Here is a 24,447-nt window from a genome sequence, read left to right as displayed (position 1 = left end):
GCCCGAATCGGGCATACGGCAGACTGAGTTCTCGTGAATACCCAGTTGCTCATCGGCGGGCGTATCTACAGCTCGAGTTCTCCGGACGCGACGGCGATGGCGGTGGCCGACGGCACCGTGGTGTGGCTCGGCGCGGAACAGCCCGGGCGGGCACTGCACCCGGACGCCGAGATCATCGATCTGGACGGTGCGTTCGTCGCGCCGGCGTTCGTGGACCCGCACGTGCACGTCACCGCGCTGGGACTGAAGCTCACCGGACTCGACCTGTCGAGTGCCCGTTCGCTGGAGCACTGCCTGAGCCTGCTGCGCGATTTCGCCGCGGCCCGGCCCGAGGGCGCGATCCTCGGTGACGGCTGGGACGAGACCACCTGGCCGGAAGGTCGGCCGCCCACGGTCGAGGAGATCGACAAGGCCGTCGGCGCCCGCCACGTCTACCTGTCCCGGGTGGACGCGCACTCGGCGGTGGTGTCGTCCGCGTTGCTCGACGCGCTGCCGCAGGTGCGCGCGGCCGACGGATTCACCCGCGGCGAGCCGGTCCGGGCGGCGGCGCACCACCTGGTGCGGACCACGGTGCTCGCGGAACTCGATCGCGCGCAACGGGATCGGGCGCGGGCGGCGGCGCTGGACCACGCGGCCGCGCACGGCATCGTCGCCGTGCACGAATGCGCGGGGCCGGAGATCTCCGGCCGCACCGACGTGCGCGAACTGCTCGAATTCCGGCACGGCGTCGAGGTGCGGGCGTACTGGGGCGAGGCGGTGCGCAGTGCCGAACAGGCGCGCGCCTTGGTCGCCGAACTCGGCGTGCACGCGCTCGGCGGCGACCTCTTCGTCGACGGTTCCTTCGGTTCGCACACCGCCTGGTTGCGCGAGGACTACGCCGACCAGCCCGGCACCGGCCGGTCCTATCTCGATGCCGAAGCGATCGCCGCGCACGTCCGCGCCTGCACCGAGGCGGGCATCCAAGCGGGCTTCCACGTGATCGGCGACGCCGCCATGGACGCGGTCGTCGCCGGATTCGACCGTGTCGTAGGCGAATTCGGCGGTCCGGCGGTCGCGGCGCTCGGGCATCGGGTGGAGCACGCCGAGCTGCTGGATGCGGCGCAGATCGGCAAACTCGCCGCGTGGGGCGTGATCGCCAGCGTGCAACCGGGATTCGACGCGGCGTGGGGCGGCGAGGACGGCATGTACGCGGCGCGACTCGGCGCGACCCGGGCCGCGGCGCTGAACCCGTTCGCCGCCATGGCCGCGGCCGGGATCGCACTGGCCGTCGGTTCGGACGCGCCGGTCACCCCGCTCGATCCCTGGTCGGCCGTGCGCGCCGCCGCCCATCACCGCACCCCCGGCCACGGACTTTCCCCGCGCGCCGCGTTCGCTGCCGCGACCAGGGGCGCGTGGCGCGCGGGCGGGGTCCGAGACGGGGTCGCGGGCACCCTGGTACCCGGCGCGCCCGCCTCCTACGCGGTCTGGGAAGCCGAGGAACTGGTGGTGGCCGCGGCGGCCGACTCGGTACAGCGCTGGTCCACCGACCCGCGCTCCCGCGTCCCCGGACTGCCACCCCTGCAACCAGGTTCGGCATTGCCGAGGTGCCTGCGCACCGTGCACCGCGGCGAAACGATCTATACGGCGTGAGGTCGGTCATCGAGCGCGTGTCCGGCTTGCCTGCTGCAGCCGGGCTCGGTGTTGTCGAGGTGCCTGTGCATCGCGCATTGCGGCGCGACGATGATTGCGACGTGAACTTGGGTGCTGATCATCGAGCGCGCGCCTGGAGTGCCACCCCTGCAGGCGGGTTCAGTGCCGCCGGAGTGTGTGCGGGCGGTGGGTGGCCGAGCAACGACTTATCCGGCTTGCGGTCGGCGGCGGATCAGCGAGGGCGCGCCGGGGTGCGCGGGAAGGTTACGCGGGGTGCGTGAGCGAATGATGGGTGTGCTGAGCCGGTTTCCGGTGTTGTCGCGGTCGGTGGGCGCGATCTGCGCCGGGCTGTTGATCTTCGGGAGTTTTCCGCCGCGGCCGTGGTGGTTCCTCGCGCCGCTCGGTGTCGCGGTGCTCACGCTGGTGGTGCGCGGCAGTGGGCGACTGCGGGCGGGGTTCGGGTACGGATTCCTGGCCGGTCTGGCGTTTTTCGTGCCGCTGCTGCCGTGGACCGGGATCTACGTGGGGCCGGTGCCGTGGTTGGCGCTGTCCACGGTGTGTGCCGTCTACATCGGCCTGTTCGGCTTGCTGGCACGAATGGTGGGACTACTCCCGGGCTGGCCGCTGTGGGTGGCGCTGGCGTGGGCGAGCGCCGAGTGGGCGCGCTCCAGTTTCCCGTTCGGTGGATTCCCTTGGGGCCGTTTGGCCTTCGGGCAAGCCGACGGCTGGTTCCTGCCCCTCGCCGCGCTCGGCGGCGCGCCCTTCGTGAGCTTCGCGGTGGCGCTGACCGGCGCGGGCGCAGCCGCTTTGATCCTCCAATTGCGTGTGATCTATGCCGGTGCGAGTGTGGCTGCGGCCGACCGCGATTCCGCGGGTGGTGGTGCCGAGTTGTCGACGGGTGCCGTTGCGGCGGACCGAGCAGACGCCGCGGTGCACGCTGCCGACGAGCCGCCAGCGGGCCGGGCGCCGGAGCCGATGGCCGGGGGTCGCCGGGCCGCGTGGCTCGGATGTGTCACCGCTGCGGCAACTCTCGCGGTGCTGCCGTTGGCGGGGTTGCTGCTCGGGGCGACGCTGCCTGCGCCGGAGCAGGGGGATCGGGTGATCACGGTGGCAGCGATTCAGGGGAGTGTGCCGCGACTCGGGTTGGATTTCAATGCGCAGCGGCGGGCGGTGCTGGACAATCATGTGCGGCGCACCGAGGAGTTGGCGCAGGCGGTCGCGGCGGGTCAGGCGAAGAAGCCGGATGTGGTGATCTGGCCGGAGAATTCGTCCGATATCGACCCGCTGCGCAACGCGGACGCGGCGGCCCTGATCACCCGGGCGTCCGAGCGGATCGGCGCGCCGATCCTGGTGGGCGCGGTGCTGGTGAACGGCGATCGGACCACGACCAACTCGGTGATCGTGTGGAACGGCGCCGCGGGCCCGGGGGAGCGCCACGACAAGAAGATCATCCAGCCTTTCGGCGAGTACCTGCCGATGCGGTCGTTCTTCCGGCTGTTCTCCGAATATGCCGACCGCGCCGGATATTTCGTGCCGGGCCACGGCGACGGTGTGGTCCGCGCGGCCGGTATCGATATCGGCGTGGCGACCTGCTATGAGGTCGCCTTCGATCGCGCGTTCGAGGATGCGATGCGCGCGGGCGCGCAGCTGCTGACCGTGCCCACGAACAACGCGACGTTCGGCGACAGCGAGATGACCTATCAGCAGCTGGCCATGTCGCGCGTCCGGGCGGTCGAACACGGCCGGGCACTGGTGGTCGCGGCGACCTCCGGCGTCAGCGCGATCATCGCGGCGGATGGCACTGTGCAGCAAGAGAGTCCGCAATTCGTGCCCGCCGCGCTGGTCGCCCAGCTACCGCTGCGCAGCAGCAACACCTTCGCTACTTCCGTTGGGCCGCTGCCGGAACGGGTGTTCGTCGCGCTGACCACCGGCGCCGTCCTGGTGGTGTTGATCCGTCAACGTCGGACCCGGCGCGTGGACTCGGTCGGGAAAAACGTGCCGCAGGTCACAGTTCGCGACTGAAAGTAGTTGCGGGGGCTAACCGGACCTCCGGTATTTTCTGTGATTGCTGTAGCCGAACCGTGATGTAGCGAATTATTCGCACATACGCATTGTTGATGTTGTATTCGCTTGTCAGGACGGGTTTTTCCTGGGCTTTTGGCGAGGCGAACTGGGCGAATTGTCGTGTTAGCCAAATGTTTGCTATGCAAGATCAACGACGCTGACTAGCCTGCGATGTGAAACAAATCCGCCACGCTGGCAATCCGGCCGATCAGACGCTCCGAATCATAGGGCGTGGATCACTTTTCACGGTCGGCCTCGCGCGCCTTGCTGTGGTCTGTGTTCTGGAAGTTGCGTCGAACAGCGGCAGAACGGAGTGATTGATGAGTTCATTGGCCACGGACAGCGTCGACCAATGTTCATCGGGCGAATCCTCGGCACAGCCATTCGTCTTGTCGCCGGCTCAAACGGCGCTCTGGTACGCGCAGCGGATTCGGCCGGATGTGCCGCTGACGATCGCCCAGTATGTCGAGATCCACGGCGATCTGGACGTCGGCCGCCTGCTCTACGCGATCGAGCGATTCGGCGCGGAGTCCGAGGTCGGCAAGCTGCGCCTGGCCGAGATCGACGGAATCCCGCACCAGATAGTCGATCCCGCGCGCCGGCCGGGGTGGGCCAGGGTCGATCTGCGCGGCGAGCGGGACCCGCACGCCGCGGCGCTGCGCTGGATGCACGAGTACACCGGCTCGCCGATCGATCTGGAGCGCGACCCGCTCACCGCGAATGTGGTGCTGCGCACCGGGGATTCGGATTACATCTGGTACTCGCGTGCCCATCACATCGTGATCGACGGCTACGGCGCGATGAACGCGCTCACCCGCACCGCCGAGATCTACACCGCGCTGGAGAACCGGACCGAGCCGGTGGTGTCGCGCGCCGCGCCGCTGGCCGAGATCTACGCCGACGAGGTCCGCTACCGCGAGACCAGCAGGTTTCGCGCCGACCGCGACTACTGGCTGGAACAGCTGGCGGGGGCGGGCGAGCCGATGAGCCTCGGCGGCAGCACCGTCACCGCGGCCACCCAGGACGCGGGTCGCCGCATCGCCGCGGGCGTGCTCGACGACCGCGCGCAGGCCGCGATGGACGCGGCCGTCACCACCTTCGGCACCGCCAACTCGGCGCTGTTCGTCGCCGCGCTCGGCGCGTATGTCCGTTCGGTGACCGGAAATCCCGATGTGGTGCTGAGCCTGCCGGTCTCCGCGCGTACCACCGTCTCACTGCGCCGCTCGGCCGGCGTGGTGTCCAATGTGGTCCCGATCCGGTTGCGCTTCGGCGCGGAAACCACCCTCGCCGAGGTGGTCAAGGCGACCGAACTCCAGATCACCGGCGCGCTGCGGCATCAGCGCTACCGGCACGACGACATCCGCCGCGACTGCGGCTACTCCCGGGACGCGCGCGGCTTCTTCGGGCCGATGGTCAACATCATGCTGTTCCACGACGAGTTGACCTTCGGCAGCCTGGTCGGCTCGCTGAACGTGCTGGCCACCGGCCCGGTCGAGGACCTGTCGGTAAACCTGTACAACGGTGTCGGCGGCCGGATCCACGTCGACTTCGAGGCCAATCCGCGGCTCTACGGCGAGGCCGAGGTGTCGGTGCACCACGACCGCTTCCTCGACTTCCTCACCCGATTTCTCGGCGCCGCGCCGGACACCCACGCCGAGACGCTCACCGCGATCACCGCCGCCGAGCACGAACGCGTACTGCACGAGTGGAACGCGACCGAGGCGCCGCGGCAGCCGGGTACTCTTGCCGAGCTGTTCGCCGAGCGCGCGGCCGCCTGCCCCGACGCGATCGCACTGGAATCCGGCGACGACACCGCAGACCCGTCGCCTGTCCATCCCGTCACGACGCTCACCTATCGCGAACTCGACGAGCGCGCCAATCGCCTGGCCCGCCTGCTCATCGAGCGCGGGGCCGGACCGGAGACCGTGGTCGGCCTGTGCCTGCGCCGCAGCATCGATCTCGTGGTCGGCATGTACGCGATCGTCAAGACCGGCGCGGCCTACCTGCCGCTCGATCCGGAACATCCGGCCGATCGGCTCGATCAGATCGTGCGGCAGGCGTCGCCGGTCTGTGTGCTCACGGCCGCGCGTGACGAGCTCGCGATGCCCGAATCCGCTGCCGCACTGGCCATCGACACCGTCGAGCTGTCCGGCTACCGCGGCGCGCCGATCACCGACGCGGAGCGCACCGCCGCCCTGCGCGCGGACCACCTCGCCTACGTGATCTTCACCTCCGGCTCCACCGGCAAGCCCAAGGGTGTCGGCGTGAGCCACGCCGCGATCGTGAACCGGTTGCGCTGGATGCAGCACGAATACTCGCTCGACCGGACCGATGTGGTGCTGCAGAAGACGCCCGCCACCTTCGACGTCTCGGTGTGGGAGTTCTTCTGGCCCTTGCAGATCGGCGCGCGACTGGTCGTCGCGGCGCACGACGGGCACCGGGATCCGGCCTACCTGGCCCGGCTGATCGCCGAAAAGGGCATCACCACGGCGCATTTCGTGCCGTCCATGCTCTCGGTGTTCGTCACCGACACCGACGTGCGCGGCTGCACCGCGTTGCGTCAGGTGTTCTGCAGTGGCGAGGCGTTGCCGGCGGCCACCGTCCGGGACTTCCACGCGGCGCTGCCCCGGCCCGCGTTGCACAATCTGTACGGCCCAACCGAGGCCGCCGTCGACGTCACCTACTGGCCCTGCCCGGCCGACCCGGCGACCGTGCCGATCGGCTCGCCGGTCTGGAACACCCAGACCTACGTGCTGGATTCGCGGCTGCGGCCGGTGCCGCCCGGCGTGGTCGGCGAGTTGTACCTGGCCGGTGTGCAATTGGCGCGCGGCTACCTCGGCCAGCCGCGGCTCACCGCGGATCGCTTCGTGGCCAACCCGTTCGGCGCGGGCGTGCGCATGTACCGCACTGGCGACCTGGCCCGCTGGCAGCTCGGCACGGACCGGCCCGGCGTGCTGGAGTACATGGGCCGCAGCGACTTCCAGGTCAAGATCCGCGGCCTGCGGATCGAACTCGGCGAGATCGAGGCGGCACTGCTCGACGACGCGCGGGTCGCCAGGGCGGTCTGCGTGGCCCACCCGGGGCGCAACGGCGACGAACTCGTCGCCTACGTGGTCGCGACCCCGGCCGCGGGACGCCTCGACACCACCGCGCTGCTCACCGAACTGCGCCGCACGCTGCCCGCGTACATGGTGCCCTCGGCTCTGCTGGAACTCGACGAGCTGCCGCTCAGCGCCAACGGCAAGATCGACCGCAAGGCCCTGCCCGCCCCGGTCGGCGTCCGTGCCACCGGACGCTCCACCGCGGAACCGCGCACCGAGGTGGAGCGGGTGCTCGCCCGGGTCTTCGCCGAGATGCTCGGCACCGAGGTCGGCGTCGAGGACAGTTTCTTCGATCTGGGCGGCAACTCGCTGGTCGCCGCGCGCGCGGTGGCCCGGATCAATGCCGCCCTCGGCACCGGCCTGACCATCCGCGACCTGTTCGAGGCCTCGACGATCGCCGCGCTCACCCAGCGCTTCGCCACCCATCCGGCCGATGTGTCGTCGCCGAAACTCGTTGCGGCGCAACGCCCCGAGCGGATCCCGCTGTCGCTGGCGCAGCAGCGGTTGTGGATCCTCAACCGCTTCGCCGAACACGCGGCCGCCTACAACATGCCGCTGGCGGTCCGCATCGAAGGCGCGCTCGACGTCGAGGCGCTGCGGGCCGGTCTGGTCGACGTGATCGAACGCCACGAGAGCCTGCGCACCACGTTCCCGGAGTCGGCCGAGGGGGCCGTGCAGCTGGTCCATCCGGCCGCGGAGATCCCGCTCACCCTGGATCCGATCGATGCCGCGGGCGCCGACGTGGCGGAACTGGCCACCGAGTTCGCCGGGTACGGCTTCGATCTGCGCAGTCAGGCGCCGATCCGGGTGGCGCTCTACCGCACCGGGCCGGACCAGTGGGTGTTCCTGGTCGTGCTGCACCACATCTGCGGCGACGGCTGGTCGATCGCGCCGCTGGCCCGCGATCTGATGACCGCGGTCGCGGCGCGCGGCGCCGGCGCCGCGCCGCAGTGGGCGCCGCTGCCGGTGCAGTACGCCGACTTCGCGCTGTGGCAGCGGGAGCTGCTCGGCAACGAATCCGATCCGGCGAGCGCGCTGAGCGGCCAGCTGACACACTGGCGTTCGGCGCTGGCGGGCCTGCCCGACCAGCTCGATCTGCCGCTGGACCGCCCGCGCCCGCTGCGCAGGTCGACCACCGGCGGCCGGGTCGACTTCACGATTTCCCCCGAGATCCGCCGCGCCGCAAGCGAACTGGCTGCCGCCCGCGGCGTCAGCATGTTCATGGTGCTGCACGCCGCGCTGGCCACCCTGCTGTCGCGGCTGTGCGCGAGCACCGATATCGCGATCGGCACGCCGATCGCGGGCCGCTCCGATCCCGCGCTGGACGAGCTGGTCGGCATGTTCGTCAACACACTGGTGCTGCGCACCGAGATCGATCCGGCCGCTGGCTTCGATCGCATGCTCGACGTGGTGCGCGAGACCGATCTCAACGCCTTCGCCAACGCCGACGTGCCGTTCGAGCGACTGGTCGAGGTGGTCAACCCCGAGCGCTCGGCCGCGCGGCATCCGCTGTTCCAGGTGATGCTGTCCTACGACCGGGACCCCGATCTGCGCATCGAGCTGCCCGGCGTGCGGGCCGAGGTGCTGCCGATCGTCTCCGATATCGCGAAGTTCGATCTGCAGCTGGTGGTGCACGACGACGTCACCGACGGGCCGCTCACCGCCGAATTCGGCTACGCCACCGATATTTTCGACCGGGCCACGGTGGAATCGTTCGCCCGTCGTTTCGTCGCCGTGCTGAACGCCGTCGTGGCCGCGCCGAGCATGCCGATCGGCGACTTGAGCATTCTCGATCGGCGCGAGATCGCCAATCTGGTGCCGATCGCGGGCGCGCCCGCCGAACCGTTCACCACGCTGGCCCGGTTACTCACCGACACCGCCGAGCGGGTGCCGGACGCGGTGGCCGTGCGCTACCTCGGCGTCGACACCACCTACCGGGAACTCGACGAGTCCTCGAACCGGTTGGCGCGCGTGCTGATCGAGCACGGCGCCGGCCCGGAGGTGGTCGTCGCGATCGCGCTGCCGCGCGGTCTGGACGCGATCACCGCGGTGTGGGCGGTCGCGAAAACCGGTGCGGCGTATGTGCCGATCGATCCGAGCTATCCGGGCGAGCGGATCGCGCACATGATCGGCGATTCCGGGGCCATCCTCGGCCTGACCGACGCCGCCTGCCTGGCGGCCATGCCGGAGTGGCCCGCGCCGCGCGGCAAGCACCGCAAGAACTACGTCGACTGGCTGGTACTGGGCTCTGCCGAACTGGCCGCGGAAGCGGTGCACTGCTCGACCGCCCCGATCACCGACGCGGACCGGCATCATTCGCTGTGCACGGTGCATCCGGCCTACCTGATCTACACCTCCGGGTCGACCGGCAAGCCGAAGGCGGTGGTGGTCACCCACGCCGGCCTCGCCTCGCTCGCGAACGAGCAGACGCACCTGTTCGGCGTCACGGATTCGGCTCGGACGCTGCACTTCTCGTCGCCCAGCTTCGACGCGTCGGTGCTGGAGCTGCTGCTCGGCTTCGCCGCGGGCGCGACCATCGTGGTGGCGCCCGCCGGTATGTACGGCGGTGCCGAGCTGGCCACCCTGTTGCGCACCGAGCGGGTCACGCACGCGTTCGTCACTCCCGCCGCGCTGGCCACCGTGCCGACCGACGGGCTGGATGAGCTGGAAGCGGTCATCGTCGGCGGCGAGGCCTGCTCGGAGGAACTGGTCGAGACCTGGTCGGCCGAGCACCGCATGCACAACATGTACGGTCCGTCGGAGGCGACCGTCGCCGCCACCGCGACCGGGCCGATGGTGCCGGGCCGCCCGGTGCCGCTCGGCCAGCCGATCCGCGGTATGCGCCTGTTCGTGCTCGACGGGCGGCTGCATCCGGTGCCGCCGGGCACCCCCGGCGAGCTGTACCTCTCCGGCCCCGGTCTGGCGCGCGGCTACCACGGTCGTTACGGCCTTACCGCGCAACGGTTCCTGGCCAACCCGCACGGCCGCCGGGGCGAGCGGATGTACCGCACGGGTGATCTCGTCGTGGTCGAGACCGGTGGCCAGGTGCGCTTCCTCGGGCGTGCCGACGATCAGATCAAGATCCGCGGCTTCCGGATCGAGCTGCGCGAGATCGACCACGTGCTGCGCGCGCACCCCGGCGTGAACTTCGCGCTCACCGTGGTGCACACCGACGAACACGGCCAGCCGCGGCTGGCGTCGTATGTGACCGTGGACCACCCGGTGGCGGCCGCCGATCTCACCGAGACCGCCCGGCAGCGCCTGCCCGGCTACATGGTGCCCGCCTCGGTCACCGTGCTGGCCGAACTCCCGGTCACCCCGGCGGGCAAGCTGGACCGAAAAGCGTTGCCGGAGCCGGTCTTCGCGACCGGCGGCAGCTCGCGCGCACCGGCCACCGAACTGGAGTCGCGGGTCGCGGGCGTGTTCGGCGAGATCCTCGGCCGGCCCGTCACCGGGGCCGAGGACAGCTTCTTCGATGTCGGCGGTAACTCGCTGCTGGCCACCCGGCTCGCCGCCGCGTTGCACGCGGAGTTCGGCGTGGACCTGCCGGTGCGGGTGATCTTCGAGGCGCCCACCGTCGCGGGGGTCGCCGAGCGGCTCACGGAAGCGCCCCGGACGCAGCGGTTGGCGCTGGCTGTGCAGACCACGCGTCCGGGACGCATTCCATTGTCGCTGCCGCAGCAGCGACTGTGGTTCCTCAATCGATATTCTCCCGAATCGAGCGCATATAACATCGCTTTCGTTATCCGGATCGCGGGAGATCTCGATGTGGCGGCGCTGCGCGCGGCGCTCACCGATCTGGTGGAGCGGCACGAGGTGCTGCGCACCGTGTTCCCGGAGGACAGCGCGGGCGCCCAGCAGGTGGTGCTGCCGACCGCGCGGGCGCTGCCCGCGATCGAGGCGATCGACACCGACGAGGCAGGCGCGACGGCGGCGCTCGGCGCGCTCGCGCATCGCGGCTTCGACCTGATCCGCGACACCCCGCTGCGAATGACGCTGCTGCGCACCGGTTCCGAGCGCTACCTGCTCGGCATCGTGGTGCATCACATCGCCGCGGACGGCTGGTCGCTCGGCCCGCTGACCCGCGATCTGGCCGCCGCGTACGTGGCGCGGCACGGGGGCGCGGCCCCGGCCTGGACCCCACTTCCGGTGCAGTACGCGGACTTCGGGCTGTGGCAGCGCGCCTGCCTCGGCGACGAGGGCGAGCCCGGCAGCCTCGCGGCCGAGCAATTGGCCTACTGGCGCAGCGCTCTCGCCGATCTGCCCGCGGAATTGCCGCTGCCCTACGACCGGCCGCGGCCCGCGGAGCCGACCCAGTACGCGGGCGCCGTGCCGTTCACCGTGCCGGACCCGGTGCAGCGCGCCCTCGCCGAGCTCGCCAAGGAACAGGGCGTCAGCATGTTCATGGTGCTGCGCTCGGCACTGGCCGTGCTGCTGCGCAGCGTGACCGGCGGGCGCGACATCGTGATCGGCACCCCGGTGGCCGGCCGGACCGACACCAAGCTCGACGAGTTGGTCGGCATGTTCGTCAACACCCTGGTGCTGCGTTCCGACGTGGACCCGGACCGCCCATTCGCCGGTCTGCTGCGCGCCGACCGGGATACCGAGCTGGCCGCGATGGCGCACGCCGACATCCCGTTCGAGCGGGTGGTGGAGGAGCTGGCTTCGGGCACGACCCGGGGCAGGCACCCGCTGTTCCAGGTGGCGCTGACCGTGCAGGACGGCCCGGTGCCGACGCTGGAGCTGCCGGGCCTCGAGCTGCGGGCCGAGGAACTCGATATCGCGCTGGCCAAGTTCGACCTGGAATTGCGGGTCGCCCACATCGGGTGCGACGCCGGACCGGGCGAACCCGGACGCGCGTTCGAATTCGTCTACGCCGCCGAACTTTTCGACGAGGCGACGATCCACACCCTGGCCGACCGGTTCCTCCGGGTGCTGGCCGCGGTGACGGCCGATCCGCGAGTGCTGGTGCGCGACATCGACACCCGCACCGAGCGGGAACGCCGCCTGCTCGCCCCGGCGACCGGCGGGCCGACCACGCCGCAGTGCACGCTCGCCGCGTACTTCACCGCGACCGCGCATATGCATCCGCATCGCACCGCGGTGCGCTCGGGCGCGACCACGCTCACCTACGCCGAACTCGACAAGCGCTCGAATCGGCTGGCCCGTGCGCTGCTCGCGCGGGATATCGGTATCGGCGACCGGGTGGCCCTCGGTCTCACCCGCTCGGTCGAGTCGGTGCTCACGGTGCTCGCGGTGGTGAAGACCGGTGCCGCGTTCGTGCCGGTCGACCCGAACTATCCGGCGGACCGGGTGCGGCACATGCTCGCCGACGCGGGCTGCTGGGTCGGCGTCACCGTCGGTGCGCACGCCGAGCGGTTGCGCACGGCCGCTGCGGACGGCCCGGCGACGGACTGGTTGCTGCTCGACGACCCGGCCGTGCGCGCGGAACTGGAAACCTACGACGACGCACTGGTCGACGATCTCGACCGCATGTGCACCATCGAGGCGGCCGACCTGGCCTACCTGATCTACACCTCCGGCTCCACCGGAAAACCCAAGGGCGTCGCGGTCACCCATGCCGGGCTGTCCAATTTCGCGGACGAACTCCGCGACCGGATGCGGGTCGACCGCGAGTCGCGGACACTGCATTTCGCCTCGCCGAGTTTCGACGCGGCCGTGCTGGATCTGCTGCTCGCGGTCGGCTCCGGTGCCGCCATGGTGCTCTGCCCGCCCGACGTGTACGGCGGTGACGAGCTGGCCGCGCTGCTGGAGCGGGAGCGGATCACGCACACCTTCATGACCCCGGCCGCGCTGGCCACCATCGATCACGAGCGGTGGCCGCTGCCGCACCTGCGCGCGCTGATGGTCGGCGGCGAGGCGTGCGCGCCGGATCTGGTGGCCCGGTGGGCGCCGGGACGGACCATGCTCAACGGGTACGGACCCACCGAGACCACGATCGTCGCCACCATCGCGACGCTCACCGCGGAGCAGCCGGTCACCATCGGCACGCTGGTGCGCGGGGCGCGGGCGCTGGTGCTCGACGAGCGGCTGCGCCCGGTGCCGGCGGGCGTGCCCGGCGATCTGTACCTCGGCGGGCACGGTGTCGCGCGCGGCTACTTCGACCGATTCGGGCTCACCGCATTGCGTTTCGTGGCCGACCCGTTCGGCCCGGCCGGGGCGCGGCTGTACCGCACCGGCGACGTGGTGCGCTGGAACGATGCCGGTGAACTGTGCTACCTGGGGCGCAGCGACCATCAGGTGAAGGTGCGCGGCTTCCGGATCGAGCTCGGCGAGATCACCGCCGCGCTCGGCGAGCACCCCGCTGTGCGGTTCGCGCACACCGAGGTCAGGCAGATCGCGGGCGCCGACCGGATCGTGGCGTTCGTGCAGCCCGCCGACGAGCACACCGGGGTGGACGTGGAGGCGGTGCGCGACCGGCTGGGCGCGCAGTTGCCTGCGCATATGGTGCCCGCCAGCATCACTGTGCTGGAACGGATTCCGCTCACCCCGGTGGGCAAGCTGGACAGCGCCGCGCTGCCCGAGCCGCAACTGGCCGTCGCCGCGGCCACCCGGGAACCGTCGACCCCGTCGGAGCGCCTGGTCGCGCGGGTGATGGGGGAGCTCGTCGGCGTCGACGCGGTGCGCGCGGACGACAGCTTCTTCGATATCGGCGGAAACTCGCTGCTGGCAACGCAACTCGTCGCGCGGCTGGCCGCGGCCAGCAACACCAGGCTGGAGGTGCGTACCGTCTTCGCCGCGCCGCGGGTCGCCGAACTCGCCGCGCACCTGGATTCCGGACCGGCCGGCGCGCGTTCGCGTCCGGCGCTGGTGCGACAGGCCCGCCCGGATCGGATTCCGCTCTCGGCGGCGCAGCGCAGGCTGTGGTTCCTCAACCGATTCAACGGCATCGGCGAGGCGGCGGCCGACGGCGCCGACCTGTCCGCGGGCGCGTACAACGTGCCGGTGGTACTGCGGATGAACGGCAAGCTGAACGTCGATGCGCTGGTCGTCGCGCTGCACGCGGTGCAGGACCGGCACGAGACGTTGCGGACGGTGTTCCCCGAGGTCGGCGGCGAACCGACGCAGCGGGTGCTCGATCTGGTCACCGCGGCGATCACCCTGTTCGTCGCCACGGTGCGCCCGGACGAGGTGGACGACGCGGTACGGCGTTTCGCCGCACCGGGATTCGATCTCGCGGGCGTGGTGCCGATGCGGGCCGCGCTGATCTCGGTGTCGCCGGACGGCGACCGCGGCGTGCGCAATCCGGCCGAGGTGTCCGACGAGCACGTGCTCGTGCTGGTGGTGCACCACATCGCGATGGACGGGCAGTCGCTCGCGCCGCTGGCGCTCGACGTGGCCACCGCCTACCGGGCCGCCTGCGCGGACCGGTCGCCGGAATGGGACGAGCTCGCGGTGCAGTACGTGGATTACACGCTGTGGCAACAGGACACGCTCGGCACCGAGGACGATCCGGACTCGGTGATCCGCAGGCAGCTCGACTACTGGCGCCACCAGCTCGACGGCGTCCCCGAACTGCTCACCCTGCCCGCCGACCGGCGCCGCCCGCCGGTGCCGTCCTACCGCGGCGGGCTGGTCGAATGCGAGATCGACGCGTTCACCCATCGGGACCTGCATCGGGTCGCGACGAGCAACAACGTCAGCATGTTCATGGTGCTGCACGCCGCGCTCGCGGTCCTGCTGCACCGGATGTCGGCGACCGACGACATCACCGTCGGCACGCCGATCGCGGGGCGTGGGCATCCCGCGCTGGACCGGTTGATCGGCATGTTCGTCAACACGCTGGTGCTGCGCACCCGGATCGATCCGGACGCCCGGTTCACCGACCTGCTGCACACCGTGCGCGACGTCGACCTGGACGCGTTCGCGCACGCCGATCTGCCGTTCGAACGCCTCGTCGAGGTGCTGAATCCGGCTCGGTCCCAGGCGCATCACCCGATGTTCCAGGTGATGCTCTCGGTGCAGAACCATCCGGTGGGCGGGCTGGAGCTGCCCGGCCTGCGGATCGAGGCGGCCGATGTGGACACCGGTATCGCCAAGTTCGACCTGCAGTTCACGCTCACCGAAGCGCAGACGCCGGAACGGGATCCGGCGGGCATCACGCTGTCGGTCAACTACGCGAGCGATCTGTTCGACGAGCAGACCGCGCTGCGGTTGGGTCACCGCCTGGCACGATTGCTCGCCGCGGTCGCGGCGAATCCGACCACCGCGGTGGGCGATCTGGAGCTGCTCGATCCCGCCGAGTGGTCCGGCCTGGCCCCGGTGCGCGGCGCGGAGCCGGACCGTCCGGTCACCTTCCCCGAGGTGTTCGCGGCGGCCGCCGCGGTGGACCGGGCCGCGATCGCCCTGCGCGCCGACGGCACCCAGATCAGCTACGACGCGCTGGACCGCTGGACCAACCGGCTCGCCCGGGTGCTGATGCGCCGCGGGGTGGGCCCGGAAACGCTGGTGGCGCTGGGGATTCCGCGCTCGGTGGAGTCGGTGGCCACGGTGCTCGCGGTGGCCAAGGCCGGTGCCGCGTTCGTGCCGGTCGACCCGAACTATCCGGCGCCGCGGATCGCGCACATGCTCTCGGATTCCGGTGCGGCACTGGGTATCACGCTCAGCGCGCACCGCGACGAGTTGCCCGGTGACGTGGAGTGGATCGTGCTGGACGATCCGATCTTCCGTGGGCTGGTGCTGGATTCGCCCGACGGGCCGATCGCCGCCGCGGAGCGCACCGCGCCGCTGCGGATCGACAACCCGGCGTACGTGATCTACACCTCCGGTTCCACCGGCACGCCCAAGGGGGTCGTGGTCACCCACGGTGGGCTGTCCAACTTCGCCGCGGAGACCGCGCAGCGCTTCGATGTCCGGCCCGGTTGCCGGGTACTGCACTTCGCCACGCCGAGCTTCGACGCGGCGATGCTCGATCTGCTGCTCGCGCTCGGCGGCGCGGCCACGCTGGTGATCACGCCGCCCGGGGTGGTCGGCGGCGAGGATCTGGCGCGGGTGTTCATCGACGAGGCGATCACGCACGCGTTCATCACCACCTCGGCGCTCGGCACGGTGGACCCCACCGGCGTCACCGCGCTGCGGCACGTGCTGGTCGGCGGCGAGGCCCTGCCGCCGGATCTGGTGACCCGATGGGCGCCGAACCGCAACCTGTACAACGTGTACGGGCCCACCGAGACGACCATCGTCACGGTGATCTCGCAGCCGATGACGCCGGGCGGCCCGATCACCATCGGCGGTCCGATCCGCGGCGTCAGCGCGACCATCCTGGACGGTCGCCTGCATCCGGCCCCGGTCGGGGTCACCGGCGAATTGCACCTCGCCGGTTCGGCGCTGGCGCGCGGTTACCTCAACCGCCCCGGCCTGACGGCGCAGAAGTTCGTGGCGAACCCGTTCGGCAAGCCGGGCGAGCGGATGTACCGCACCGGCGACCTCGTGCGCTGGTGGACCGGCCAGGGTTCGCCGGCGGCGGGCCGCGACCACGGCGGCAGCCGGGAGATCGAATACGTCGGCCGCACCGACCATCAGGTCAAGATCCGCGGCTTCCGCATCGAACTCGGCGAGATCGACGCGGCGCTGGCCAAGCACGGCGGCGTGGAATTCGCCACCACCATCGGGCACCGCACTCCCGCGGGGAGCACGGCACTGGTGTCGTATGTCAAGGCGCGCAACGGTATCGGGCTCACCGCGGCGGAACTCACCGAGCATGTGGCGGGGCTGGTGCCGAATTACATGGTGCCGCAATCGATCATGCTGCTCGACCGGGTGCCGCTCAGCCCGGTCGGCAAGCTGGATCGAAAAGCCCTGCCGGAACCCGTGTTCTCGGCGGCCGACGGCTATCGCGCGCCCGCGACGCCGACCGAGGTCGCCCTGTGCGCGGCCTTCGCGGCGGTGCTCGGCGTGGAGACAGTGGGTGCCGACGACGGCTTCTTCGAGCTCGGCGGCAACTCGCTGCTCGCCACGAAGGTCGTGGCGCAGGTGCGGGCCAACGGCCTCGATCTGCCGGTGCAGGCGATGTTCGGCGAGGCGACCCCGGCCGCCATCGCCGCCCGGCTCGACGGATCGGGCGCGGGCATCGTCGCGGCGCTGGGACCGGTGCTGCCCATCCGGCCCAACGGCAAGGCGGCGCCGCTGTTCTGCGTCCACCCCGCGATCGGGTTGGCCTGGTGCTACTCGGGCCTGCTCGCGCACCTCGCGCCGGACCGTCCGGTGTACGGGTTGCAGGCCCCGCACGTCGCGGGCGAGGACGGGTTCGCCTCGATCGCCGAGGCCGCGCAACAGTATGTGGCACATATCAAGTCGATCCAGCCGACCGGGCCCTACCACCTGCTCGGCTGGTCGCTCGGCGGCCTGATCGCGCACGAGGTGGCCGTGCAATTGCAAGAAGCGGGCGACGAGGTGGCGCTGCTGTCGATGATGGACAGCTACCGGCTCTCCGACGCCTGGCTCGAGCACGCGATCCCGAGCGTGGCCGAGATCATCGAGGAGTTCGGCAGCGACCAGCTCGACGCGCCGCTGGACCCCGCGATGAACCTGCGCGACGCGGCAGAGCTGCTGCGTGCGCGTCCGGGGCCGTTCGCGGCGCTCACCGTCGAGCACCTCGAACGGCTCTACGCCGGATACACCAACGGCACCCTGCTCGCGCACGGGTTCCGGCCCCGGGTCTTCGACGGCGACCTGCTGTTCTTCACCGCCGCCGCGGACGAGATCAACCGGGCCGATCCGGAACGCACCGCGGCGGCCTGGCAGCCGTTCGTCACCGGCGCTATCCGCGATCACGAACTGCCGTGCCGGCATTCGGCGATGACCGCGCCCGAATCGCTCGCCGCGATCGGACAGGTGCTGCGCGGCGCACTGGACGGGGCCGCGGTACTGCTGCCCGCCGGCGCGCAGCCGGCGAAGAACGGAGTGCGGCGAACCAAGAGCGGCGCACGAAAGGAGAAGCAGAGGTGAACGGGCAATACCCGGCCACGCGCCAGTCGATGCGCCCGGAACGACCGGTCGTGCCCGCGCCGGGACCGGCCGCGGGCGGGGACTGCGAGGTGGACGGGCTCGACCTGTCCATGCTCCGGCCGTTTCGGGCGGTCGCCCGACCAGCGCGGCGCAAGCGGTGCGCGTCCGCCGTGGCCGGTCGATCGACTTCGACGACGGGGGAGGCGGCACAATGAGTTTGGCGGTGGAAGTACTCGGCCTGGTCAAGCACTACGGGCGGATCCGGGTGCTCGACAACATCGATCTGCAGATACCGAGCGGCACCGTGATGGGACTGCTCGGCCCCAACGGCGCGGGCAAGACCACGACGGTGCGCATCGTGACCACCCTGCTGCGCCCGGACGCCGGCGAGGTCCGGGTTGCGGGTGTCGACGTGCTGCGCAACCCCGGTGCGGCGCGACGGCGGATCGGGTTGTCCGGGCAGTACGCCGCGGTCGACGCGAACCTGTCCGGGTTCGAGAACCTGCGCATGGTGGCCCGGCTGTACGGGATGTCGCCGCGTCAGGCCAGCACGCGGGCCACCGACCTGCTGGACGCGTTCGGGCTCGAGCACGCCGCCGACCGCAGGGCGGGCACCTATTCCGGCGGTATGGCCCGCCGGCTCGACCTGGCCGGAGCGCTGGTGGCCAAGCCCGCGGTGGTGGTGCTCGACGAGCCGACCACGGGGCTCGACCCGCGCGGCAGGCTCGACATGTGGCGCGTCATCGGCGAACTCGTCGACGACGGCACCACCGTGCTGCTCACCACGCAGTACCTGGAGGAGGCCGATCTGCTCGCGGATCGGATCACCGTCATCGATCGCGGGCGGGTGATCGCGCGCGGCTCGGCCGACGAGCTGAAGACCTCCATCGGCGGCGACCGGCTCACCGTCACGCTGGCCCCCGGCCAGGACGTGCAGCCCGCGCTGACGGTGCTCGCCCAGGTGGGCATCGGCGAACCGAGCCACGAGGCGGGCACCGACGAGGCCTCGATCGTGGTCGGCGACGGCTCGCGCACCATGGTCGAGGCGCTGCGCAGGCTCGACGACGCGGGTGTCTGTGTGGTGGACGCCACCGTGCACCGGCCGAGCCTGGACGACGTATTCCTTTCTCTCACCGGCAAATCGGCCCGCCCCGCGGCCGACCGGAAGTCCGAAACCGATGACGTACAAGAGGAGATCCTGTCGTGACGGCGGTCCTGGAAAGTCCGAAAGTGCAGGCGGCGCAGGTCGATTCGGGGCCACGGCTGCGAATCTTCCGGGACAGCGCGATCGTCGCCTACCGGAACCTGCTCACCATTCTGCGGGTGCCGACCCTGCTGGTGACCGCCACCATCCAGCCGCTGATGTTCGTGTTCCTGTTCGCCTACATCTTCGGCGCCTCGCTGGGCGGCAGTCAGTATCGGGAGTTCCTGCTCGCCGGAATCTTCACCCAGACAGTCGCTTTCAACGCGGCGTTCACCACCGTCGGGCTCGCGGGCGACCTGCAGAAGGGCATCATCGACCGGATGCGCACCCTGCCCATGTCCCGGCTGGCCGTCCTGATGGGACGCACGCTGTCCGACCTGGTGGTCAATATCCTCAGCGTCGCGGTCATGGTGGGCTGCGGCTATCTGGTGGGCTGGCGGATCAACGGCGGCATCGCCGATGCCGCGCTCGCGTTCGGCATCATCCTGCTCTTCGCCTTCGCCATGTCCTGGGTCGGCGCGCTCACGGGCCTGATCTCACCCACCGTGGAGGTGGCGCAGAGCGCCGGGCTGATCTGGATGTTCCCGCTCTCGTTCATCTCCTCGGCCTTCATCTCCGCCGAGACGCTGCCTGGTCCGCTGCGGACCATCGCCGAGTGGAACCCCATCACCGCGGTCTCCGCCGCGGGACGCAAGCTCTTCGACAACGACGCGCCGCCGTCGTTCGCACCCCCCACCGGTTGGGCCGCCGATCACTGCGTCGGGTACGCCATCGCCTGCTCGCTCGCCATCCTCGCGGTGGCCATGCCGTTGGCTTTGCTGCGCTATCGCAAGGTCGCCAGCCACTAAGCGGTTCGAGATCCACCGAGGCTCCGCGTCCCAGGTTGTTCGCACACCTGGGCGGCGGGGCCTCTGGCGTTTCCGGTCGCAGGGAGTGGCGGCGGGAACGAATCCGCAGGCAGTGGACGGACTTCGTGCATCTGCACTACTGCCGAATGGAATGTTCTGGGCGTTTGCCAATAGCTGACTGTCTCACACGGATGATGTGCTCATCGTCGACGAAGCGGTCGATGATACCCGGCTGTCCCCGTCGCGTCCTTCGAATGGAACGAAAGGAGCCGGTCAGTGGCTTTGGATGCCTTAATCCGCCGGAGATACCCGGTGCGCGCAGCCTTGCGCTGGTCGGTGCTCGCGGGAGTCGTAACGGCCGCGGTGAGCCTGGTCGTGCCGGTCGGTGTCGCGACCGCGGACGACTCTGTCCCAGTCAGCAGTGCGACCGATCGTCAGGAGGAGGTCCTCGCGGTCCGCGACGGCGTGATCGTGTCGCAGGTCAGCTATTTTCTGCCGTTACCTGCGGGGACCGCCGCTCATCCCGCGGTCTGCGATCGCACCGGGTACCTGCGCTACCGGGCCGTCGGTAGCCCGGAGCGTTCCGCCGACGCCGACAAGGTGGTTATCCAGCAGCCGGGTGCGAACGGCGGTGCGGTGAACTCCGACAGCGTCGCCGCGAACACCGTCGTCGCCGCGCGGGCGAACGGCCAGAACGTCGAGTTCTGGGCCCTGGCGCGCCGCAGCCAGTGCCTCGATGAGTCGTTCGGGTTCGACTACGCGCTGCGCTCGGGCAACTATCTCGACGCGGTCGACTACTACTTCAACCACAAGCCGCTCGACGGCCAGGTGTTCCCCGGCTTCAAGGATTCGCCCCAGCTGGCGGTGCTCGACACGATGGGCATGGAACGGTTCGTCCGCGACCAGTACGAGGTGATGCTGTCGGAGATCCCGGAGCAGGCGAGTCGCCAGCAGAAGTACGTGTGCACCGGCATCTCCCTCGGCGGGCTGGTCGAAGGGTTCTTCGCGGACTGGGACTTCGACGGCAATCCGGCCACCACCAATGACGCCGGTTACCAGCAGTGCGCCGCGTTCGCCTCGCAGGACACGGCGATCACCTCCGATCCGGTCGCCATCCAGAACACGCCGTTCCTGCATGACATCACCAACGCCATCGTCGGCCCGACCAACGATGTGGTGAAGGCGGTCGCGAATGTCGGTGTGCTGCCCCGTTCGCTCGTCTCGGTGCCCGTCGTCGGGGGCCGGACGTTCATGATCCTCCGATTGGCCGGTCTCGCCGCGTACCTGGAACCGGACGCGGAGAGCCAGCTCATGGCGCATCTGCCGCACGATCTCGATATCGACCTCACGCTCGACTATCTGTACTCCGGATCGCCGGTGTCCTTCGCCACCAACGGCGCGGACGGCTCGGGCACCATCCGGGACTTCCGCTTCACCAATACCGCGTTGCTCGGCGAGTTGATCGACAACAACTCGGCCAACTTCGCACTGTGGGAGCAGGGAGTGGGCGCGATCGCGGGCGGGCCGGTGGCGGAGAAGACCTTCCCGGTGCCAGGCTCGGTCACCCAGGTGCCGCTGCTCGGCGGCTTCCTGCGGGTGATCGCCGGTCCGCAGCCGCGAGTCCGGCCCACCGATCGAAATGCGCTCTACACCTGGCGGAACTACGACGACGTGCGCGGGGTACCCTACACCTCGCCGAACCACGAAGCCTCCGATATCCGGGACGCCGCAAGGCAACTCGGCACGGGTTCGCCGTACGCGTACTGGGAGACCTATCTTCCGGCCCGGCTCTTCATCGACATCGGGGCGGGCTACGGCGGCGCCCGCAGCGGTGACATGACGAACCTGCGCTACCACAACATGGCCCGCACCAAGCCGAGCTACATCGCTTATGCCGGTGATGGTTTCGTGCAGCAGGGCTTCGGCATGGTCGTGCCGCCGGGTCCGACCGCGCAGGTGGTCACTCTGCCCGGATACAGCCACGTCGACACGATCGGCGCGGCGCGGGTGCAGAACGACGGCAAAGCCGACGCCAGCGCGCAGACCCTGGCCGATTTCATCAAAACCCTTGGCTGACAACAGTTCACCGAAAGCGGAGTCATGAAGCTCACCAGTCGTATCAGAGTATCGTTGTCCGTAGGGGTTCCGTTGGCGGTCACGGCGGTACTGCTCGTGGTAGGCCTGCCGGTGCCGTCTTCCGTTGCCGCCCCGGCGGTTTCGCGGGGCGCCGACAGCGCGGAGGTCACCCCGTTCACCGATCCCAGCTTCGGCGACGATGTCGAGGCCACCTATGTCCGGCTGCACTACCCGAGCCCGTACTCCACGATGGCCCACCCGGAGGCCTGTGACTGGATCTCGTTCGTGCGCTACCGGTCCAAGAAGGGGCCGGAGCAGTCGTCGGACGCGGACGCGCTGCTCAGCGTGCAGCCCGGCACGTTCTCCGGTGCGGCGAACAACAATCCGCAAGGCCCGCAGGTGGTGCGCAAGGCCGCGGCGAACGGCAAGTCGGTGGAATACATTTCGCTGGATCGCCGGGCCAACTGCGCCGAGGACCGCACCGGGTGGGTCGCGGCCGAGCAGGCCGGGGACTACCACGTCGCGGCCGACTACTACTTCCACGGCAAGCCGATCGACGGCAAGACCTACCGGTACCAGACGTCGCAGGATCTGAACTATCTCGGCGAATACGGACTGGCGCTGACCATGGACGACTGGCGCGCGGTCATCGAGTACCTGCTGCCCGATCCCGCGGATCGACACAAGATGGCTTGCGGCGGACACTCTTTGGGCGCCTTCCTCACCGGCCCGATGATGGCGTGGGATTTCGACCAGAATCCGGCCACCACCGAGGACGCGGGCTACAGCCTGTGCGGTCGCGGCATCGTGCCCGAAGACGGGTTCGCGATGACTGATCCGGTGGGCTTCGCCGGGGCGCCGCCTCTGGACGCGTTCTTCTCCGCGGTGGGCGGCGCCGTCAAGAACGGAGTGGACCTGCTGCTGAAGAACGGTCTGGGGACCGCGCAGTGGCCGGTCACCGCGGCCAGCGAGATCATGAACGTCTACTACCTCGCGGGCATGGCGGCCGACCAGAAACCGGACGAGGAAAGCGATCTGAAGAGTCTGGTGCCGGGCGATCTGCGCACCGAACCGTGGATGCGGCTCATGTACGGCAAGGACTATCTGGATCTGTTCACCGGCAACAACCTGCCGCGGGACTTCCGGCTCACCAACCGGGCGGCGCTGGGGATGCTGTTCGATCAGAACTCGGCGGAGTACGTCATGCAGGCGGGACTCGGGTACTACGACTGCCCGACCGTCGGCAAGACGTATCCGGTGCCCAACGGCCTCGCCTCGGTGCCGATCCTCGGGCCGAATCTGTTCGTCATTCCGCTGCGGGTCGGGTACGGGCAGAACTACACCCCGGCCGACCACAACCAGTTGTGCGGTTGGAAGAACTACGACCAGGTGCCCGAATCCACCATCGACGGCATCGATCCGGTCCGCGGCCAGCCGACCGATCGGGATCACGAGGTCACCGACATCGTGGAGTTCGCGCGGGCGATGAATCCGGGCAGGCAGCCCACGGACTTCTTCGAGGAGTACACGCCGCTGCGGATCATCACCGACACGATCTTCGCGCTCGGTCTCGGACGCGACGGCGAACTGCGCCAATTGCAGAACCGGACCGGCGGCGTCTTGAACTTCCTGCTGCACGGCGACCGTTGGCAGAGCACACCGGCGGGGCGGCGCAATCTGACGCTGCTCTCGGGTGATTCGCCGTTGCAGAACGCGGGGTGGGGCGGCATCCTGCCCGCCAACGCCAAGATCATCCCCGGCTATCGGCACTACGACGTGATGACCGCCGCGGAAAAGCAGAACAACGGGATGCCCGAGATGGCAAGCAGCCTGATCGCGAACTTCCTGACCCAGTAGCGACCCGAAAACCGCAGCGGCGCCGCATCTTTCGCCTGGCTCGGGAAAGGTGCGGCGCCGCTGCGGTGCGGTGCCGCCGCACTCACGGAGATGATTGCTGACACGATGGGGGGATGAATGAACAGGGGCGCCCGGTTCTGTACGCGATAGTGACAGGGTCGTCGGTGGCGCGGGACGTGGGGACGCTGGTGGATCTGGCGCAGGTGGACGGCTGGGAGGTCTGCGTGATCGCGTCGCCGGACGGGTTGCGGTTCATCGACGCCGACGGGCTCGCGGCGCGGACCGGGCACGTGGTGCGCAGTCAGTACAAGGAACCGGAGGCGCCGGATGCGCTGCCGCCGGCCGACGGGCTGATCGTCGCACCGATCACCGCGAACTCGCTGGCCAAGTGGTCTGCCGGGATCTCGGACACGCTGCCGCTCGGCCTATTGGTGGAGGCGGTCGGCCTGCGCCTGCCCGTGGTCGCGGTGCCCTTCGCCAACCGCGCGCTGATCAGCTTTCCGCCCATCGCGGAGGCTATCCGCAAGCTGTCGGAATGGGGTGTGACGGTGCTGGCCGAGGATCCGCCGCACGAACCGGCCACGGGCGCGCAGGCGGCCGCCGGGTTCCCGTGGGCCGGCGCTTGGCAGTCTCTGCTCCAGCACCCCTGGCGACCCCGTCCCGCGTGAGCAACGAGACATGGTGGCGGCGGCACAGGGGG

General features: G+C 70.1%; 8 protein-coding genes. All 8 read left to right on the top strand.

Annotated features, from left to right (window positions below):
- The first annotated feature begins 33 nt into the window (after positions 1-33).
- The 8 genes from O3I_RS26610 (at position 34) to O3I_RS26575 (ending at position 24,415) form a co-directional block, all read left to right on the top strand.
- Complete coding sequence (locus tag O3I_RS26610; RefSeq protein ID WP_014986099.1) at positions 34-1,629, top strand: amidohydrolase; 1,596 nt, start codon at positions 34-36, stop codon at positions 1,627-1,629.
- A 288-nt stretch (positions 1,630-1,917) separates the two neighbouring features.
- The gene (lnt, locus tag O3I_RS26605) at positions 1,918-3,651 is read left to right on the top strand and encodes an apolipoprotein N-acyltransferase (RefSeq protein ID WP_014986098.1); all 1,734 of its coding nucleotides are present in this window, start codon (positions 1,918-1,920) and stop codon (positions 3,649-3,651) included.
- A 362-nt stretch (positions 3,652-4,013) separates the two neighbouring features.
- Positions 4,014-17,762 (top strand): amino acid adenylation domain-containing protein, encoded by a 13,749-nt coding sequence (locus O3I_RS26600; protein WP_081594151.1) that lies wholly within the window; start codon positions 4,014-4,016, stop codon positions 17,760-17,762.
- Positions 17,763-17,973: 211 nt separating this feature from the next.
- On the top strand, positions 17,974-18,969 hold the full coding sequence (locus tag O3I_RS26595; RefSeq protein ID WP_014986096.1) for a daunorubicin resistance protein DrrA family ABC transporter ATP-binding protein: 996 nt from the start codon (positions 17,974-17,976) through the stop codon (positions 18,967-18,969).
- A 62-nt stretch (positions 18,970-19,031) separates the two neighbouring features.
- Positions 19,032-19,814, top strand: a complete 783-nt coding sequence (locus O3I_RS26590) for an ABC transporter permease (RefSeq protein WP_041564410.1) — start codon at positions 19,032-19,034, stop codon at positions 19,812-19,814.
- A gap of 312 nt (positions 19,815-20,126) precedes the next feature.
- Positions 20,127-21,890, top strand: a complete 1,764-nt coding sequence (locus O3I_RS26585) for a hypothetical protein (RefSeq protein WP_014986094.1) — start codon at positions 20,127-20,129, stop codon at positions 21,888-21,890.
- Positions 21,891-21,944: 54 nt separating this feature from the next.
- Positions 21,945-23,747, top strand: a complete 1,803-nt coding sequence (locus tag O3I_RS26580) for a hypothetical protein (protein WP_141692001.1) — start codon at positions 21,945-21,947, stop codon at positions 23,745-23,747.
- Positions 23,748-23,860: 113 nt separating this feature from the next.
- Positions 23,861-24,415, top strand: coding sequence for a flavoprotein (locus O3I_RS26575; protein ID WP_041562889.1), 555 nt, complete (start codon positions 23,861-23,863; stop codon positions 24,413-24,415).
- The last annotated feature ends 32 nt before the right edge of the window (positions 24,416-24,447 follow it).

The organism is Nocardia brasiliensis ATCC 700358 (assembly GCF_000250675.2).
Classification (GTDB): domain Bacteria; phylum Actinomycetota; class Actinomycetes; order Mycobacteriales; family Mycobacteriaceae; genus Nocardia; species Nocardia brasiliensis_B.
This window is presented reverse-complemented; position numbering and strand designations above follow the sequence as displayed.